Origin of the sequence: Kocuria rhizosphaericola (genome assembly GCF_044462205.1) — a bacterium.
Lineage (GTDB): Bacteria > Actinomycetota > Actinomycetes > Actinomycetales > Micrococcaceae > Kocuria > Kocuria rhizosphaericola.
In genome coordinates this window covers 63074-80354 of record NZ_JBISWK010000118.1, presented here as the reverse complement: position 1 = coordinate 80354, position 17281 = coordinate 63074, and the positions used below count along the sequence as shown (strand labels likewise).

Below are 17281 nucleotides of genomic sequence, written 5' to 3'. Positions count from 1 at the left end.
GCCGGGCCCGGGCCCGTTCGGCGGCGCAGGCCTCGTCCTGGGCCGCGAGCGCCAGGGTGTCGGCCTCGGTGCCGGCGCGCACCCGGCGCCGCCCGGCGTCCGCGTGGGTGGCGTGCAGGCGGGACAGCTCGTTCTCGGCCGCCTCCACCCGCGACCGGGCCGCCGCGACCGCGCCGGTGAGCCGGGCCGTGCCCTCCCGGCGGTCGGCGGCCGCCCGGAGCAGGCCGGTGACCACGCCGTCCTGGTCCCGTGCCGCGGCCTCCGCGTCCTCGCGCTCCTGGATGGCCTCGGCGAGCGCGTCGACGGCGTCCTCGACCTGCTCGAGGAGCTCCTGCTGCTCCGCGCGGGTGCGGGCCGCCTGGGCGTCGAGCCGGTCCGGGTCCCGTCCCGGCTCCGCCGGCTCGGCGGCGGAGCCGAGCAGCCGGCGCCGTTCCGCGGCGAGCGAGGCGAGGGAGCGGAAGCGCTCCTCGACGGCGGCGAGCTGGTACCACGTGTCCCGCGCGGCGTTGAGGGCGGGGGTGGCCTGGGCCGCCCGGGCCTCGACGTCGGCCTGGCGGGCGCGGCCGGCGTCGAGGGCCTGCTCGGCCTCGGCGCGCTCGGCGCGCAGCCGGCGCTCGACCTCCTCGTCGACGGCGAGGCTCGTGCGGGCCTGCACGAGGTCGTCGGCCAGCAGCCGCGACCGGGCGTCACGGACGTCGTGCTGGATCCGCTGGGCCCTGCGGGCCGTCCTGGCCTGCCGGCCCAGCGGGGTGAGCTGGCGGCGGATCTCGGCGGTGAGGTCCTCGAGCCGGTCGAGGTTGGCCTGCATCGCCTCGAGCTTGCGCAGCGTCCGCTCCTTGCGGCGGCGGTGCTTGAGGATGCCGGAGGCCTCCTCGACGAAGCCGCGGCGTTCCTCCGGGGTGGCCTGCAGGATGCGGTCGAGCTGGCCCTGGCCCACGATGACGTGCATCTCGCGGCCGAGTCCGGAGTCCGAGAGCAGCTCCTGGATGTCGAGCAGCCGGCACGGCCGGCCGTTGATCGCGTACTCGGAGCCCCCGGAGCGGAACAGCGTGCGCGAGATCGTGACCTCGGCGTACTCGATGGGCAGCGCGCCGTCGGCGTTGTCGATGGTCAGCGACACGTGCGCGCGCCCGAGCGGGGCCCGGCCGGCGGTGCCGGCGAAGATGACGTCCTCCATCTTCCCGCCGCGCAGGGACTTCGCGCCCTGCTCCCCCATCACCCACGCCAGGGCGTCCACCACGTTGGACTTGCCCGAGCCGTTGGGGCCGACGACGGCGGTGACCCCGGGCTCGAACTCGAAGGTGGTGGCCGAGGCGAAGGACTTGAACCCCCGCACGGTCAAGGTCTTCAGGTGCACGGGTGTCCGGTCTCCAGGGGTGGGCGCGTCGGGGGTCGTCCCCACTGTACTCGGGCCCCCGGACGGCGACGCCGCGCCGGGGACGGCGGTCGTGCCGGGAAACGACGACGGGCCCCCGGAGAAGATGATCAGCCTACAGAGAAACGGCCGGGCTCGGGCCGCGGCCGGGGAACCGGCCGGTAGACTGACCGCGACCAGCACGACCTGACCTCCCCGCGCCCGCGTCCTCCGTGGGCGGGCCTGGGCATCGGCGAGACCCTAACGAAAGCCAGAGACCTTGACCGGTAATTCCTCGATCCGTCACCGCAACGCCGCCCTCCTGGCCATCACCAAGGTCGAGGCCGACGAGGTGGTGCCCTCGTCCCACGCCGACGAGGTCCTGGCGGACACGTTCACGCGGCTGAAGATGCCGAAGGGCCTGCTGGAGCGGCTCGCGGGCGTCAACGAACGGCGCGTCTGGGCCCCCGGGCGCCACTTCACCGACGGCGCCGTGGAGGCCGGCGAGGCCGCCCTCGCCCGGGCGGGCGTGCGCCCGGACCAGGTGGGGCTGCTGATCAACGCCTCGGTGACCCGCGACGGCTACGAGCCGGCGGTGTCGGTCTCCGTCCACCACCGGCTCGGCCTGGCCCGCTCCGCCCTGAACTTCGACGTCACCAACGCGTGCCTGGGCTTCGTCAACGGGCTCACGATCGCCTCCACGATGATCGACTCCGGGGCGATCGACTACGCCGTCGTCGTCGCCGGCGAGGACCCGACCCCCTGGCACCGCGAGACGTACGAGCGGCTGCAGGGCCCGGACGTGACCCGGGCGGACGTGGTGCGCGAGTTCGCGACCCTGACCCTCGGCTGCGGCGCGGCCGCCGCCGTGGTCGGCCCGGCCGACCGGCACCCCGAGGGCCACCGCATCGCGGGGTCCGTGACCCGGTCCGCGACCGAGCACCACGGGCTGTGCATCGGCGGCTTCGACGGCATGTACACGGACGCCACGGGGCTGCTCAAGCACGGCGTGGGGCTGCTCGCGGACGCGTGGCACGACGCCCACGAGGACGGCTGGGACTGGGAGGGGATGGACCGCTACATCGGCCACCAGGTCTCCATGTCCCACACCAACAAGCTGTTCCAGGACGTCGGGATCGACCCGGAGAAGTTCCCGCTGACCTTCCCGTTCTGGGGCAACGTCGCGGCCGCCGCGCTGCCGATGACCCTCGCGCTGGAGGCCGAGCGGCTCCAGCCCGACGAGCGCGTGCTGCTGCTGGGCGTGGGCTCCGGCCTCAACGCGACCTACATGGAGATCGACTGGTGACCCGCCGGCGTTGAGCCGCGCCCCGCACGAGACGCCCACGCACGAGACAGACCCTCGAGGAGCCCCACGACCATGGCACGCACACGACCGTCCACGACCCCGCAGACCGGAGGGCCGGGCGCGGCGCGGCTGCCCATGACGGAGGTGCCCCTGCCCGGGGTGGACCCGGCGTGGTCCCGCACGGTCACGGTCGCCTCGAGCGCCCCGGTGGAGCCCGTCCCCGGCCGGCGGCGCCGCTGGCACGTCCTCGACAACGCGGCCTCCCTCGAGGCCGCCGGACTCACCCCGCGGGGCACGGTCCTGGCCGTGCACGGCAACCCCACCTGGTCCTACCTGTGGCGCGACGTGCTGGCGGCCGGGACCGACCCCGCGAACCCCTGGCGGGTCGTGGCCGTGGACCAGCTCGACATGGGGTTCTCCGAGCGGACCGGGCTCTTCCGCCGCCTCGACGACCGGGTCCGGGACCTGGGCGACCTCACGGCCGAGCTGGGCCTGGACGCGAGCAGCGGCCCCGTGGTGACCCTCGCCCACGACTGGGGCGGGCTCGTCTCCTCCGGCTGGGCCCTGGAGCACCCGGACGTCCACCGCGCCACGGTCCTCACCAACACCGCCGTCCACCACGACAACGCCGAGCGGATGCCCGCCTCCCTGCGGTTGGCGCTGGCCCCCGCCGCGCACGGGCTGCTCACCGAGCGGACCACGAGCTTCCTCGACGTGGCCCTCGCGCTCGCGGACCCGTCCCTGTCCCGCGAGGTCCGGGCGGCCTACCGGGCCCCGTACGGCACGCGCGCCCGGCGCGAGGCGATCCGCAACTTCGTGGCCGACATCCCCGCCGCCCCGGACCACCCCTCCCACGCCCGCTACGAGCAGATCGCCGCCGGCGTGGCCGCCCGCGAGGTCCCCGCCCTGCTGCTCTGGGGCATCGGGGACCCCGTGTTCCAGGAGCGCTACCTGCAGGACCTCGTGCGCCGCATGCCGCACGCCGACGTCCACCGCTACGAGGGCGCCCTGCACCTGCTGCCCGAGGACCGGGACGTCGCGACCCCGGTGATGGCGTGGCTCGCCGACCGCTTCGGTCCCGGCCCCGGCCGCCGCGAGCTGCACCTGCAGCGCCGTGCCACCTCCCGCGGCGAGCACGTCCCCTTCCCCGCCGAGCTCGACGCGCGGCGCGCCGACCTCGGCCTCGCCGTGGTGGACATGGCGCCCACCCCCGGCGACCCGCACGCCGGGGCCCGCGTGCCCCCGGTGCGGGCGAGCCTGAGCTGGGCGGAGCTGGCCGACCGCGTGGACCGTCTCGCCGCCGGGCTGACCGGTATCGGCGTGCGCCCCGGGGACCGGGTGAGCCTCATGGTGCCGCCGGGCTCCGACCTCACCGCGCTGCTCTACGCGTGCCTGCGCATCGGCGCCGTCGTCGTCGTGGCGGACTCCGGCCTGGGCCCCAAGGGCCTCACCCGGGCGTTGCGCGGGGCCGCCCCGGCCTGGCTCGTGGGCATCCGCAAGGCGCTCGTCGCCGGCCGGGCCCTCAGCTGGCCGGGCACCCGGATCTCCCTCGAGACCCTCGACCCGGTCTCCCGCCGGGCTCTCGGCGTCGCGCACGACGTCCCCGGCCTGCTCGCGTCCGCCCCGCGCCAGGACCTCCCCGCGCCGGACCCGGACGCGGACGCCGCGGTGCTGTTCACCTCCGGGTCCACGGGCCCGGCCAAGGGCGTCGTCTACACCCACCGCCAGCTCTGCGCCATGCGGGACGCCGTCCGCGGCACGTACGGGCTCACCGCCGGCACGGGCCTCGTGGCGGGCTTCGCGCCGTTCGCGCTGCTCGGGCCCGCCATGGGGACCACCTCGGTGACCCCGGACATGGACGTCACCGCCCCGAAGACCCTCACGGCGCGCGCCCTGGCCGACGCCGCCTCGGCCATCCAGGCCACGGCGGTGTTCCTCTCGCCCGCGGCGATCGCGAACGTCCTCGCCACCCGGCACGAGCTGGACGAGGGGCAGCAGCGGGCCCTCGAGCTCGTGGAGCTCGTGCTCTCGGCCGGGGCGCCCCTGCCGGAGCCGCTGCTGGAGCAGCTGCAGGAGCTCGTGCCCGCGGCGACGCTGCACACCCCCTACGGCATGACCGAGGGGCTGCCCCTCACGGACGTGACCCTGGGGACCATCCGGCAGGCCGGCCTGGACAGCAGGGGCTCCGCCGTGGCCGGTGCCGGCAACGGCGTGTGCGTGGGCACCGCCGTGCACGGCGCCGAGCTCGGGGTCACCGCCCTGCGCCCGGACGGCGCCCCCGCGGACGAGATCACGACGGAGCCCGGGGTCACCGGTGAGATCCTCGCCCGCGCACCGCACGTCAAGGACCGCTACGACCGGCTGTGGTACACGGAGCACCTCAGCACCCAGCTGCCCGGCTGGCACCGCACCGGGGACGTCGGGCACTTCGACGCCGCCGGGCGGCTGTGGGTCGAGGGCCGCCTCGCCCACGTCGTCGTCTCCGCCGCCGGCGTGCTGACCCCGGTCGCCGCGGAGCACGCGGCGCAGACCGTGCCCGGGGTCGGCCGCACCGCGGTCGTCGGGGTCGGCCCGGCGGGCACGCAGGTGCCCGTGGCCGTCGTGGAGACCGTTCCCCCGGCCCCGCGCTCCGGCCCCGCGGACCCGTTGCTCTCCTGCGCCGTGCGCGCCGCCGTGCGCGAGGCGACGGGCCTGGACCTCGCGGCCGTCCTGGTGGTCCCCGAGCACCCCACCGACATCCGGCACAACTCCAAGATCGACCGAGCCCTGCTGGCCCGATGGGCGGACTCCGCCCTGGCCGGAGGAAGGATCAGGAACCCGTGAACGGCAAGCACCGCCAGGACGGCACGCACGACGACAAGGTCCCCGCCTACGACGCCTCCGTGACGGAGGGCGCCCCGCCGGCCGGCACCGGCAGCCACGAGGTGGAGCGCGGGCGGCAGGAGCTGACCGGGGAGGGACGGACGGTGCTCGTCACCGGCGCCTCCGGGATGCTCGGGGAGCACGTGGCGCGCCTGCTCGCGGCCCGCGGGTGGACGGTCCGGCTGCTCCAGCGCGGGCACGCACCCCTGGCCGACCAGCCGAACGTCGATGAGGTCCTCGGCTCCGTCGCGGACCCCGACGCCGTCGCGCGGGCCATGGAGGGGGTCGACGACGTCGTCCACCTCGCCGCCAAGGTCTCCTTCGCCGGGGACTGGGACGACTTCGTGATGACCAACGTCACCGGCACCCGTGTGGTCCTGGAGACCGCGCGGCTGGCCGGCGTGGACAACGTGGTGTTCGTGTCCTCGCCGTCGGTCGCCCACACGGGCAGCTCCATCGTGGGCGAGACCGCCCGCACGGCCGACCCCGTGCACGCCCGCGGCGACTACGCCCGGTCCAAGGCCGCGGCCGAGCTGCTCGCGCTCGAGGCCGACGGCCGCGGGCTGCGCGTCACGGCCGTGCGCCCGCACATCGTGTGGGGCCCCGGGGACACCCAGCTCGTCGAGCGGATCGTCGACCGCGCGGAGAAGGGACGGCTGCCGCTGCTCGACCACGGCGCGGCGCTGATCGACACCACCTACGTCGACAACGCGGCCGAGGCGATCGTGCGGGCGCTGGAGCGGATCGAGTGGGCGCACGGGCAGGCGCTCGTGGTCACGAACGGCCAGCCCCGCACCGTGGGCGAGCTCGTGGCGGGCTTCTGCCGGGCGGCCGGGGTGGAGCCGCCGGTGCGCCGGGTCCCGGGCGCCGTGGCGCGCCTGGCGGGCAGGGTCATCGAGAAGGTGTGGGCGCTCCGTCCGGGCGAGGACGAGCCGCCCATGACGGCCTTCCTGGCCGAGCAGATGTCCACGGCCCACTGGTTCGAGCAGCGGACCACCCGCGAGGTGCTCGACTGGGCGCCGTCCGTGACGGTCGAGGAGGGCATGCAGCGGCTGGGCGAGTACTACCGGACCCATCCCCTGGGCGCCCACGACACCCCGATGCCCGCCACCGGGTCCACGGCCGCCGGGGACTCCTGAGCACGCGCCCGGGACGGCCGGTCAGAACCGGGCGTTGCGGGGCGTGCGCTGGCAGACGGGGCACCGGTAGGAGGAGCGGTTCATGAACTGCTCCCGCACGATCAGCGCGCTCCGCCCCTCCGCCGAGCACCGCGGGCAGGGCCGCGCGGACCGGCCGTAGGCATTGAGGGAGCGGGCGAACCAGCCCGACTCGCCGTTGACGTTGACGTAGAGGGAGTCGAAGCTCGTCCCGCCCGCCGCGAGGGCCCGTTCCATGACCTCGCGCACGGCCGCGAGGACGCGCAGCGTCTCGGGCCGCCGGAGCGTGTCGGTGGGCCGGGCCCAGTGCAGGCGCGCCTGCCACAGCGCCTCGTCCGCGTAGATGTTGCCGATCCCGGAGACGAGCGACTGGTCCAGCAGCGCGCGCTTGAGCCCGGTGCGGCGCCGGCGCAGCCGGTCGTGGAAGCGCTCGGCGTCGAAGGCCGGGTCCAGCGGGTCCCGGCCGATGTGGGCGGCCCGGGCGGGCACCAGCGGGGCGCCCGTGGCCGAGCGCCCGCCCGGGGCGCCGTCGCCGGTGGGCACGAGCCGGTCGAGGAGCATGCCGCCGAAGATCCGCTGGTCCACGAAGCGCAGCTCCGCCGGGGTGCCCGGGCGCTCGGACAGGCCCAGCCGCACCTTCAGGTGCTTCTCGTCGGCCAGCCCGGCGTCCTGGACCAGCAGCTGCCCGCTCATCCCGAGGTGGACCAGCAGCGCCTCCTGCGGCGGCGCGCCGTCCGTGCCGGTCAGGGGCAGCCACAGGAACTTGCCGCGGCGCACCGCGTCGGCGACGACCGCGCCGTCGAGCTCGTGCGCGAAGGAGACGGGGCCCGCCTCGTGGCGGCGCACCGAACGGGCGTCCAGCACCTGCACGGACTCGATCCGGCGCCCGACCACCCAGCGCTCCACGCCGCGGCGGACGACCTCGACCTCGGGGAGCTCAGGCACCGCGGCGGGCGACCAGGGTCGCGCAGGCCTGCGCCGCCGCGGAGCGCTCGGCCTCCTTCTTGGTGGTGCCGGTCCCCGTGCCGTGGTCCTGACCGCCGACGAGCACGTGCGCCTCGTAGCGGCGGTCGTGGTCGGGGCCCGTGCCCTCCACGGCGTAGCGGACGGCGCCCAGGCCGCGGGCCGCCGCGAGCTCCTGGATCTCGGTCTTCCAGTCCCGGCCCTCGCTCATCACGAAGCCGTCCTCCAGCAGGGGCACCACGAGCCGCAGCACGAAGGCCCGGGCCGCCTCGAGCCCGGAGCTGACGTAGACGGCGCCGATCAGCGCCTCCATGGTGTCGGCCAGGATCGAGGCCTTCTGCTGCCCGTTGGTCCGCACCTCGCCCTTGCCCAGGCGGATGTGCGGGCCCACGTCCAGGGACCGGGCGAGCTCCGCGAGCGTGCGGGTGCTCACCACGGCCGAGCGGATCTTCGCGAGGTTGCCCTCGGAGTCGTCGGGGTAGCGGTGGAAGATCTCGTCGGTGACCGCGAGGCCCAGCACGGAGTCCCCCAGGAACTCGAGCCGCTCGTTGTGGCCCTGCCCCTCGTGCTCGTACGCATAGGAGCGGTGGGTCAGGGCAAGACGAAGCGTCCCGGCGTCGATGTCGACGCCGAGACGCTCCAGCAGGTCCTGAGATGTCGCGGTGGAGGTCACCGTGGTCAGGCGTCGGCCACCTTGCGGCCCTTGTACTCCAGGAACAGCGCGGTCCCGGCGGAGTCGGTCACGACCTTGGCCTGGTGCGGCAGGCTGTAGCTGACCTTGCCGTTCTCGACGGTCTTGACCAGCTTCGGCGCGGTCGCCTTCCACTGGGAACGGCGTGCACGGGTATTCGCACGGGACATTTTCCGCTTCGGAACAGCCACGGCTATCTCTCTTCTCTCGGTTCGGTCGTCTCGGTCGAGGTGTCCTGCTCGAGCAGGCCCGACAGGGCGCTCCAGCGAGGATCGAGCACCTCGTGGTGGTGTCCCGGGTCGTCCTCCAGGCGCGCGCCGCACTGGGCGCACAACCCCTGGCAGTCCTCCCGGCACACCGGTTGGAACGGCAGCTGCGTGATCACTGCGTCCCGAAGCATGGGTTCGAGGTCGATGCTCTCGTCCTGAACTTCATACATCTGGTCGTCCTCGGACTCCTCGCCACCGTCGGTGGCGGCGTCGAAGACGTAGAGCTCCTGCACGTCGACGTCCAGATCGTAGTCGATCGGGTCGAGGCACCGGCTGCACTCGCCGTGGATGACCACGCCGGCCGTGCCGGACACCAGGATCCCGTCGTGGACGGATTCCAGCCGGAGGTCCAGGTCGATGTCCGAGCCCTCCGGGGCGCCGATGAGTGCGTTGCCGAAGTTCTCCGGCGCGGGCACAACTTCCTCCAGGCGTCGCATCGTCCCCGGGCGGTGCTCGAGGTCCCGGACACCGATGGTGAGGGGCGAACTGTTCTCGCGACTGATGACTGACTCCTGGTGAAATTCTGACCGACAGACCATGTTAGCGTGCCGCGCCGGGCGTTCTCAAACGGGGTGGCTCCCGGCGCGCCGGGACGGGGCGGGTCCGCTCAGCCCTGCAGGGCCCGCAGCACGGGCGCCGGCACGAACCCGGAGACGTCGCCGCCCAGGCCCTGGACCTCTTTCACGAGCGTCGAGGACAGGTGCAGGAAGCGGGGGTCGCCGGGCAGGAAGACCGTCTCCACCCCCGTGAGATGGCGGTTCATGGTGGCCATAGGCACCTCGTACTCGTAGTCCTCCCCCGAGCGCAGCCCCTTGACCAGGGCCACCGCCCCGCGCTGCGCCGCGTACTCCGCGAGCAGCCCCCCGCCCATGGGCTCGACGACGACGCCGGCGATGTCCGCGAAGCTCTCCTCCGCCAGGGCCAGCCGCCGGTCGGCGTCGAAGCGGTAGCGCTTGTGCGGGTTGGTGGAGACCGCGACGACGACCTCGTCGAAGAGGGCCGCGGCGCGCGCGACGACCTCCACGTGGCCGTTGTGCAGGGGGTCGAAGGAGCCGGGGCAGATCACTCGGTGCATGGGTGCCATCCTAGGCGCGCTCCGCGCCCCGGCGGCGTACCGTGGTGGACGAGGGACTCCACCGCACGAGCGGAGCACCGCCATGAGCAACCGGCGCGGCCGGGCGCGGACCGGGCAGCGGATCAGCGCCCTGGACGAGGCGAACCTGCGCGTGGAGCGGCACGGGGTGCCCATGCACGTCGCGGCCCTGGCGCTCCTGGAGGCCGGCCCCCTCCTCGATCCCGGCGGGCACCTGCGGCTCGGGGTCGTCCGGGAGCACGTCGAGCGGCGCACCCGGGACGTCCGGCGGCTCCGCCAGGTGCTCGCGCGGCCCGGGGGCGGCCGGCCCGTGTGGCTCGACGACCCGGTCTTCGACGTCTCCCGGCACGTGCGCAGCCGCCCGGTGCCGCCTCCCGGGGACGAGGACGGCCTGCTCCGGGTGTGCGCCGGGATCGACGCGGCCCCGCTGCCCCGGGACCGGCCCCTGTGGGAGCTGTGGCTGCTCCCGGGTCTCGCCGACGGCAGGACCGGTCTGCTGATCCGGTGGCACCACGTCCTCGCGGACGGACTGGCGGCGCTGACCCTGCTCGCCCCGCTGTTCGACCCCGCTCCCGGCGACGCCCCGGACGCGCCGGCCCGCCCGGGAGCGGGCGGCGGTCCGCCCCCCGTCCCTGCTCGGGCCCGCGCCGCGGCCCGCCTGCTCGGCTCGGCCGCCCAGGTGCGCGGCGCGCTCGCGGAGGGCCGCGCACCGGCGCTGTCGATCAACCGTCCCGTGGGCGCGCGGCGCGGCGCCGTGCTCGTGCGCGCGGACCTCGCGGCGGTCCGGGAGCTGGCCCACCGGCACGGCGGGACGGTCAACGACGTGGTGCTCACCGCCGTGGCGGGCGGTGCCCGGCGGCTGCTGGCCGCGCGCGGGGAGCTGGCCGGCGTGCCGGAGCTGAAGGTGTCGGTGGCCGCCTCCGTGCGCGGTCCCGGCGACCCCGCAGGGGGCAACCGGACCGGTGTGCGCGTGGTGGCCGTGCCCGTGGGCGAACCCGATCCGGTGGCGCGGCTGCGGCGGATCGCGGCGACGACCGCCGCGCAGCGCGCACGCCCGCCGTACCGGCCGGGTGGTCGTCTCGCCCAGCACTGGATGGTCCGGGTCATGGACCGGCAGCGGGTCGTCAACCTCATGCTCAGCAACGTGCGCGGCCCCGCGGCGCCCCTGCTCTTCGCGGGGGCGCCGGTGCGGGAGCTGTTCCAGCTCGGAGCCGTGCAGGGGAACCTGGCCCTCGCCGTGGGGGTCGTCTCCTACGCGGGGACCCTGGGCATCGACGTGGTGGCCGACGCCGACGTGGTGCCGGACCTCCCGGTGTTCGCGGCGGGACTGGCCGGGACCCTCGTGCGGCTCGGCGCCGGGCCGCCGCCCCCGGGAGCCGCCGCGGGACCCTAGACTGGCCGCCATGGATGCCACCGACGCCGCCGCCCCGTCCCCGTCCGGCCCCCCGTGGGAGCGCATGGCCCGCGGGGGCGGCCTGCTGACCGGCACCGGGGAGCTCTCCGGGACCGTCTTCGAGGAGATGTCGCGGCTGGCCGCGCGGACGGGCGCCATCAACCTCGGGCAGGGCTTCCCGGACGTCGACGGTCCGCAGGAGATGCTCGGCGCCGCGACGGACGCGCTGCACGGCGGCGGCAACCAGTACTCCCCGGTGGCCGGGCTGCCGCTGCTGCAGGAGGCCGTCGCCGAGCACCAGCACCGGTTCTACGGGATCGACCTGGACCCGGGGGCCGGGGTCGTCGTGACCGTGGGTGCGTCCGAGGGCCTGGCCGCGAGCCTGCTCGCGTTCCTGCGGCCCGGGGACGAGGTGGTGGTCTTCGAGCCGCACTACGACCTCTACGGCGCCGTCGTGGAGTTCGCGGGCGCGCGGCTGGTCACGGTCCCCCTCGAGCCGCCGTGCTTCTCCCCCGACCCCGACCGTCTCGCCGCGGCCTTCGGGCCCCGCACCCGCATGGTGATCCTCAACGACCCGCACAACCCCACCGGGACCGTGTTCGACGACGACGTCCTGGCCCGCGTGGCCGGGCTCGCCGCCGAGCACGACTGCGTGGTGGTGACCGACGAGGTCTACGAGCACCTGCGCTACGCCGGCCGGCACCGGCCGCTCGCCTCGCTGCCGGAGGCCTTCGAGCGGACCCTCACCGTCTCCTCCGTGGGCAAGTCCTTCTCGGCCACGGGGTGGCGCGTCGGCTGGGTCAGCGGGCCGGCGCACCTCGTGGGCCCCGTGCGCGCCACCAAGGCCTATCTCACCCACAGCGCCGCCACGCCGCTGCAGATCGGGGCGGCCACCGCCCTCCGCCAGCCCGGCGGCTTCTACGACCGGCTCACCGAGGACTTCCGGCGGCGCCGTGACGTGCTCGTGCAGGGCCTGGCCGCGGCCGGCGCGGAGCCGTTCGAGCCGCAGGGCACGTTCTTCGTCGTGGCCGACGTGCGCGGGCTGTGCGAGCGGTACGAGGTCGAGGACGCCGCGCACCTGGCCCCGGTGCTGGCGGAGCGGGCCGGTGTGGTGGGCGTGCCCGTACCCGCCCTCGCCTCCGCGGAGCACCGGCGGCTGTACGCGTCCTGGATGCGCTTCTCCTTCGGCAAGCGCCTGGACGTCCTCGAGCAGGCGGGGCGGCGCCTGGCGGGTTGAGCCGCGACGCCTCCGCCCGGCGAACGGCCCGTCACATGTGGTAAGCACCCTTGGCACTGCGGGAGCGGGTGGCCAGCGTGGAGCTGACGCACGGCGCCCGCGGACAGCGAGGGCACCGCGGGTCGGGCGGTCGGACGACGATCGCCGTCAGCAGGAGGTCGAGCCGTCTTGCCGGATCCGCCCGCACGCGGTCGCCGACCTCCTTCCGAAGGGATGTCTCCGAAGGGGGAACCATGCCAGCAGGACAGGGCAAGAACATCCGGCGCGTCACCAGCGTCGACGTGATCCGCAGCGCTCAGGGCGAAGGGTACGCCGGGTCCTACACGTTCGAGCTGACGCTCGACGACGGCGTGGAGGAGTATCTGCTCGTCGTGCCGGAGGACGAGGCGAGCACGGTGGCCCGGCTCATCCAGCACAGCAGCTCCATGCAGCTGGACAAGAACACTGACGACCTGATCTTCGAGAAGTACGGGGACTGAACCCCCGTCCGGCACGACGGCCGCCGCTGCCCCGGCAGCGGCGGCCGTCTGCGTGGGGTGCCGGCCCGGACCCCGCTCAGATCGTGGCCCGGCGGCCCAGGGCCCGGTAGCTGAAGCCTGCCGAGGTCCAGCGGCCGGGGTCGAGCACGTTGCGGCCGTCGAGGATCTGCGGGACGGCCACGAGCGGGTCGAGCTGCTCCGGGGTCATCGCCTTGAACTCGGCCCACTCGGTCAGCAGCACCACGACCTCCGCCCCGGTGACGGCGGCCTCGAGGGAGTCCACGTAGTCCAGGCGGGGATAGCGCTTGGCGGCGTTGGCGTTGGCCTTGGGGTCGTACACGGCCACCTCGGCGCCGATCGAGTGCAGCCGGGCGGCGATGTCCAGCGCCGGGGAGTCGCGCACGTCGTCGGAGTCCGGCTTGAAGGCCGCCCCGAGCACGGCGACCTGCCGGCCCACCACGGAGCCGCCCAGCATCTGGATGACCGTCTCCACCGTGTGCCCGCGGCGGCGGACGTTGATGTCGTCGACCTCGGCCAGGAAGCGCACCGCCTGCTCCACCCCGAGCTCCGCGGCCCGGGCCCGCAGGGCGCGGATGTCCTTGGGCAGGCAGCCGCCGCCGAAGCCCACGCCGGCGTTGAGGAACTTGCGCCCGATCCGCTCGTCCAGCCCGATCGCGTCGGCCAGGGTGCGGATGTCCCCGCCGACCGCCTCCGTGAGCTCGGACAAGGCGTTGATGAAGGAGATCTTGGTGGCCAGGAAGGCGTTGGCCGCGACCTTCACGAGCTCGGCGGTCTCGAAGTCGGTGACGATCAGGGGGACGCCGGCCTCGAGCTGGCGGGCGTAGACCCGGCGCATCACGGCCTCCGCGGCCTCGTCCTCCGCACCCAGCACCATCCGGTCCGGGGTCAGGGTGTCCTCCACGGCGTAGCCCTCGCGCAGGAACTCGGGGTTCCACACCAGGGACACGTCCACCCCGTCGCGGGCGGAGGCCTTCGCCAGGTCGGCCAGGCGGCGGGCGGAGCCGACGGGGACCGTGGACTTGCCTGCGATGACGCAGTCCTTCGTGGCGGCCGCGGCGATCGAGCCGACGGCGGCGTCGACGTAGCGCATGTCCGCCGCGAAGCTCCCGGCCCGCTGGGGGGTGCCCACTCCGACGAAGTGGACGTCGCCGAAGGCACCGGCCTCCTCGTAGCTCGTGGTGAAGCGCAGCCGGCCGGTGCCCACGTGCTTGCGCAGCAGCTCGCCCAGGCCCGGCTCGTGGAAGGGCAGCTCACCGCGGGACAGGGCGTCGACCTTCTCCGGGTCCACGTCCAGCCCCAGCACCTCGAAGCCCATCTCCGCCATCGACGCGGCGTGCGTGGCCCCCAGGTAGCCCGTTCCCAGAACCGTGATCCTCATGGACGTCCTCCGTCTCTCCCGGGCCGGGGCCCGTGCTCGATGCTGCCTGTCGAATCCTGTCAAAGCGGGTGCGCGCAGAGGCGCAGGTGCTCAGTGCGACGCGCCGTGCGGGGGCGTCGATGTGACGTCCGTCTCGGCGAACCACATGGTGGTCTCCCCGTGCCGCCTCTGCTCGAAGCGGCGCAGGCCCTGCGGCCAGTCGGGCTCCGGGGACCGGGAGGAGCGCTCGACCACGAGCACCCCGCCCTCCCGCAGCCGCCCCGCCAGCGGGGCGAGGGCCGCGGTGAGCTCCGTCTCCGGGAGGGGGTAGGGCGGGTCGGCCAGCACCAGGTCCCACGGCCCCTCGGCGGGGTCCGCGAGGTAGGCGCCGACCGCCCCGTGCCGGACCGCGACGACGTCGTCGCGCCCGAGGGCCCGGTGGACCGTCCCGGCGTTGGCGCGGCAGACCCGCGCCGCGCCCGCGTGCCGCTCCACGAGGGTCACGGAGGCCGCGCCGCGGCTCGCGGCCTCGCAGCCGAGGGCCCCGGAGCCCGCGAACAGGTCGAGGACCAGGGCGTCCCGGAGCATGCCCCACGCCTCGAGGCGTGCGAAGAGCGACTCCTTGACCCGGTCGGTCGTGGGCCGGGTGTCCCGGCCCGGCACGGACTGCAGGCGCAGCCCTCCGGCGGCCCCGGCGATGATCCTGCTCACGCGCGCTCTCCTTCCGTCCCGGGCGGCACGGGACCCTGCGGCACGGCACTCCGCCTCGCGGCACTCTGTGTCACGGGGCTCAGCCCCGGTCCAGGAACGCCTCGGCGTCCGGGTCGAGGTAGCGCTCGATGGCCTCGGCCAGCTCCGGGTGCTCGAGCAGCTGCGGGTCCTCGCCGAGGATCGTCACGGCGTCGCGGCGGGCGCGCTCGATGAGCTCGGCGTCGTCGAGGGCCCGCAGCAGGCGCAGGGTCGAGCGGCCCCCGGACTGGGCGGCGCCGAGGATGTCGCCCTCGCGGCGCAGCTCGAGGTCGGCCCGGGCCAGCTCGAACCCGTCCGTGGAGGCCGCTACGACCTCGATCCGTTCCCGGGACGGGTGCTCGGCGGGGCGCCGGGTGACGAGCAGGCACGTGCCGGCGTGCCCGCCGCGCCCGATCCGGCCGCGCAGCTGGTGCAGCTGGGAGATGCCGAACCGGTCGGCGTCGACGATGATCATCAGCGTGGCGTTGGGGACGTCCACGCCGACCTCGACCACGGTGGTGCACACGAGCAGCGGCACGTCCCCCGACGCGAACTCCTCCATGAGGCGGGCCTTGCGGTCCGTGTCGAGCCGGCCGTGCAGCACCTCGGCGCGCACGCCGGCCAGCACCGGCTCGGCGGCGACGAGCTCCGCGAGCCAGGTGACGGACGCCATCGACGCCTCGGACTCCTCGTCGTCGGAGGCCGCGGCCAGTGCCGACTCCGCGAGGGAGGCGTGGGGCGGGGGCTCGTCGTCGTCGCCGATCTTGGGCGCGACGACGTAGACCTGGCGGCCCGCGTCGATCTCCTCCCGGGCGCGCCGCCACAGGCGCCGCTCCCAGCCCGGGTGCTCCACGAGCCCCACGGTGTGGGTGGCGATCGGCTGCCGTCCCGCCGGGAGCTGGTCCAGGACGGAGACGTCCAGGTCCCCGAAGACGGTCATCGCCACGGTGCGCGGGATGGGGGTCGCGGTCATCACCAGCAGGTGCGGGGGCCGCCCGGCCTTGTCCCGCAGCCGGTCGCGCTGCTCGACGCCGAAGCGGTGCTGCTCGTCCACCACGACCAGTCCGAGGTCGGCGAACTGCACGACCTCCGAGAGCAGGGCGTGGGTGCCGATCACGATCCCGGCCTCCCCCGACGCGATCTGCAGCAGGGCCCGCTTGCGCGCCGCGGCGCCCATCGAGCCCGTGAGCAGCACGACCTGCGTGCCGTCCGGGTCCCCGCCGAGCAGGCCGGCCTGCGCGAGCGGGCCCAGGGAGCGGACCACGGAGCCGTGGTGCTGGGCGGCGAGGACCTCGGTGGGGGCCAGCAGCGCGGCCTGCGCGCCGGAGTCGACCACCTGCAGCATCGCACGCAGGGCCACGAGCGTCTTGCCCGAGCCGACGTCGCCCTGGAGCAGCCGGTTCATGGGGTGGGTGCCGGCCAGCTCCGCGGCGAGCTCCTCCCCCACGGCGCGCTGACCGTCCGTCAGCTCGAACGGCAGCCCGGCGTCGAACCGGGCGAGCATCCCGTCGGGGACGCCCGGGCGGGCCGTAGTGGGGTGCGCGGCGAGCTCGGCCCGGCGGCGGGCCAGGGCGCACTGGAGCAGGAACGCCTCCTGGTAGCGGAACCGGCGGCGCGCCTCCCCGTGCGCGCGGGTGTCCCGGGGGCGGTGGACCTGCCAGTACGCCTCCTCGAGCCCCATGAGCCCCTCCCGCTCCCGGATCCCGTCCGGCAGCGGGTCCGGGACCGCCCCGAAGTCCACGACCGGCAGCAGCGAGTGCACGGCGCGGGCGATCTTGTCCGTGGTCAGCTTGGCCGTGGCCGGGTAGATCGGGATGGGCCGACCCGCGCGCTCCTCGGCGGTCTCCCCCGCCTCCGGGGCATCGGGGTCGAGGATCGCGTAGTGCGGGTTCGTCATGGTCACCGCGCCGTTGTACAGCCCGACCTTCCCGGAGAACAGGGCGTGCGTGCCCGGGGGCAGGTCCCTCGCCGCGGTCCAGGCGTTGAAGAAGCTCAGCCGCATCGTCCGGCCCGGACCGGGGTCGTCGTCCGCGAAGAGCCGGTGCGGGTCGGAGGAGACGCGGTCGGTGATCACCACGTCCGTGATGGACCCGCGCCGGGAGCGCATCTGGCGGGTGGAGGCGTGCACGACCTCGGCCACGATGGTCGCCTGCTGGTCGATGCGCAGCTCCGAGAACGGGGTGAGCTCGCCCCGCGGCATGTACTTGCGGGGTAAGTGGTCGAGCAGCTGCCCGATCGTGGACACCGAGAGCTGCCGGGACAGCTGGTCGGCCGTGGTCCGGCCCAGCAGCCGGGCCAGCGGCTGGTCGAGCTCGGAGACCTGGTCGGGGAACGCCCCGCCGCCGTGGGATGGGGTCATCTCAGAAGTGC

At 75.0% G+C, this 17281-nt stretch carries 15 protein-coding genes; 6 read left to right on the top strand and 9 right to left on the bottom strand.

What is annotated here, in order from left to right; all coding sequences use genetic code 11:
* A partial coding sequence (locus ACH9D2_RS12105; protein WP_396363064.1) for an AAA family ATPase occupies positions 1–1357 on the bottom strand: 1357 nt, incomplete at its 3' end.
* A gap of 277 nt (positions 1358–1634) precedes the next feature.
* On the opposite strand from ACH9D2_RS12105, the gene ACH9D2_RS12100 reads away from it, so the two are divergent.
* From ACH9D2_RS12100 to ACH9D2_RS12090, 3 genes are all read left to right on the top strand, one after another.
* The gene (locus tag ACH9D2_RS12100) at positions 1635–2660 is read left to right on the top strand and encodes a 3-oxoacyl-ACP synthase III (RefSeq protein ID WP_396363063.1); all 1026 of its coding nucleotides are present in this window, start codon (positions 1635–1637) and stop codon (positions 2658–2660) included.
* Positions 2661–2795: 135 nt separating this feature from the next.
* Positions 2796–5483 carry an alpha/beta fold hydrolase gene (locus tag ACH9D2_RS12095; RefSeq protein WP_396363065.1) on the top strand — a complete coding sequence of 896 codons (2688 nt, stop codon included), beginning with the start codon at positions 2796–2798 and terminating at the stop codon, positions 5481–5483.
* On the top strand, positions 5480–6661 hold the full coding sequence (locus ACH9D2_RS12090) for an NAD-dependent epimerase/dehydratase family protein (protein WP_396363062.1): 1182 nt from the start codon (positions 5480–5482) through the stop codon (positions 6659–6661). The genes ACH9D2_RS12095 and ACH9D2_RS12090 overlap by 4 nt, the downstream gene beginning before the upstream one ends.
* A gap of 21 nt (positions 6662–6682) precedes the next feature.
* Here the strand turns inward: ACH9D2_RS12090 and mutM are convergent, their stop codons facing one another.
* From mutM to coaD, 5 genes are all read right to left on the bottom strand, one after another.
* Positions 6683–7624, bottom strand: a complete 942-nt coding sequence (gene mutM, locus ACH9D2_RS12085) for a bifunctional DNA-formamidopyrimidine glycosylase/DNA-(apurinic or apyrimidinic site) lyase (RefSeq protein ID WP_396363061.1) — start codon at positions 7622–7624, stop codon at positions 6683–6685.
* Positions 7617–8315, bottom strand: a complete 699-nt coding sequence (rnc, locus tag ACH9D2_RS12080) for a ribonuclease III (protein WP_396363059.1) — start codon at positions 8313–8315, stop codon at positions 7617–7619. Before rnc ends, mutM begins: the two co-directional genes overlap by 8 nt.
* Before the next feature lie 5 nt (positions 8316–8320).
* Positions 8321–8524, bottom strand: a complete 204-nt coding sequence (rpmF, locus tag ACH9D2_RS12075; protein WP_058874629.1) for a 50S ribosomal protein L32 — start codon at positions 8522–8524, stop codon at positions 8321–8323.
* A gap of 2 nt (positions 8525–8526) precedes the next feature.
* Complete coding sequence (locus ACH9D2_RS12070; RefSeq protein WP_396363058.1) at positions 8527–9039, bottom strand: YceD family protein; 513 nt, start codon at positions 9037–9039, stop codon at positions 8527–8529.
* A 170-nt stretch (positions 9040–9209) separates the two neighbouring features.
* A complete protein-coding gene (gene coaD, locus ACH9D2_RS12065; protein WP_396363056.1) occupies positions 9210–9677 on the bottom strand; it encodes a pantetheine-phosphate adenylyltransferase in 468 nt (155 codons plus the stop codon).
* An 82-nt stretch (positions 9678–9759) separates the two neighbouring features.
* On the opposite strand from coaD, the gene ACH9D2_RS12060 reads away from it, so the two are divergent.
* The 3 genes from ACH9D2_RS12060 to ACH9D2_RS12050 all read left to right on the top strand — a co-directional run bounded on the left by ACH9D2_RS12060 (position 9760) and on the right by ACH9D2_RS12050 (position 12804).
* Positions 9760–11088, top strand: a complete 1329-nt coding sequence (locus ACH9D2_RS12060) for a wax ester/triacylglycerol synthase domain-containing protein (RefSeq protein WP_396363054.1) — start codon at positions 9760–9762, stop codon at positions 11086–11088.
* A gap of 10 nt (positions 11089–11098) precedes the next feature.
* The gene (locus tag ACH9D2_RS12055) at positions 11099–12325 is read left to right on the top strand and encodes an aminotransferase class I/II-fold pyridoxal phosphate-dependent enzyme (RefSeq protein ID WP_396363053.1); all 1227 of its coding nucleotides are present in this window, start codon (positions 11099–11101) and stop codon (positions 12323–12325) included.
* A gap of 233 nt (positions 12326–12558) precedes the next feature.
* Complete coding sequence (locus ACH9D2_RS12050) at positions 12559–12804, top strand: hypothetical protein (protein ID WP_396363052.1); 246 nt, start codon at positions 12559–12561, stop codon at positions 12802–12804.
* A gap of 76 nt (positions 12805–12880) precedes the next feature.
* Here ACH9D2_RS12050 and ACH9D2_RS12045 read toward each other — a convergent pair whose 3' ends face one another.
* From ACH9D2_RS12045 to ACH9D2_RS12035, 3 genes are all read right to left on the bottom strand, one after another.
* Positions 12881–14203, bottom strand: coding sequence for a nucleotide sugar dehydrogenase (locus ACH9D2_RS12045; RefSeq protein ID WP_396363051.1), 1323 nt, complete (start codon positions 14201–14203; stop codon positions 12881–12883).
* A gap of 90 nt (positions 14204–14293) precedes the next feature.
* Positions 14294–14893, bottom strand: coding sequence for a 16S rRNA (guanine(966)-N(2))-methyltransferase RsmD (gene rsmD, locus ACH9D2_RS12040; RefSeq protein ID WP_396363050.1), 600 nt, complete (start codon positions 14891–14893; stop codon positions 14294–14296).
* A 79-nt stretch (positions 14894–14972) separates the two neighbouring features.
* On the bottom strand, positions 14973–17270 hold the full coding sequence (locus ACH9D2_RS12035) for a DEAD/DEAH box helicase (protein ID WP_396363048.1): 2298 nt from the start codon (positions 17268–17270) through the stop codon (positions 14973–14975).
* Positions 17271–17281 lie beyond the last annotated feature (11 nt).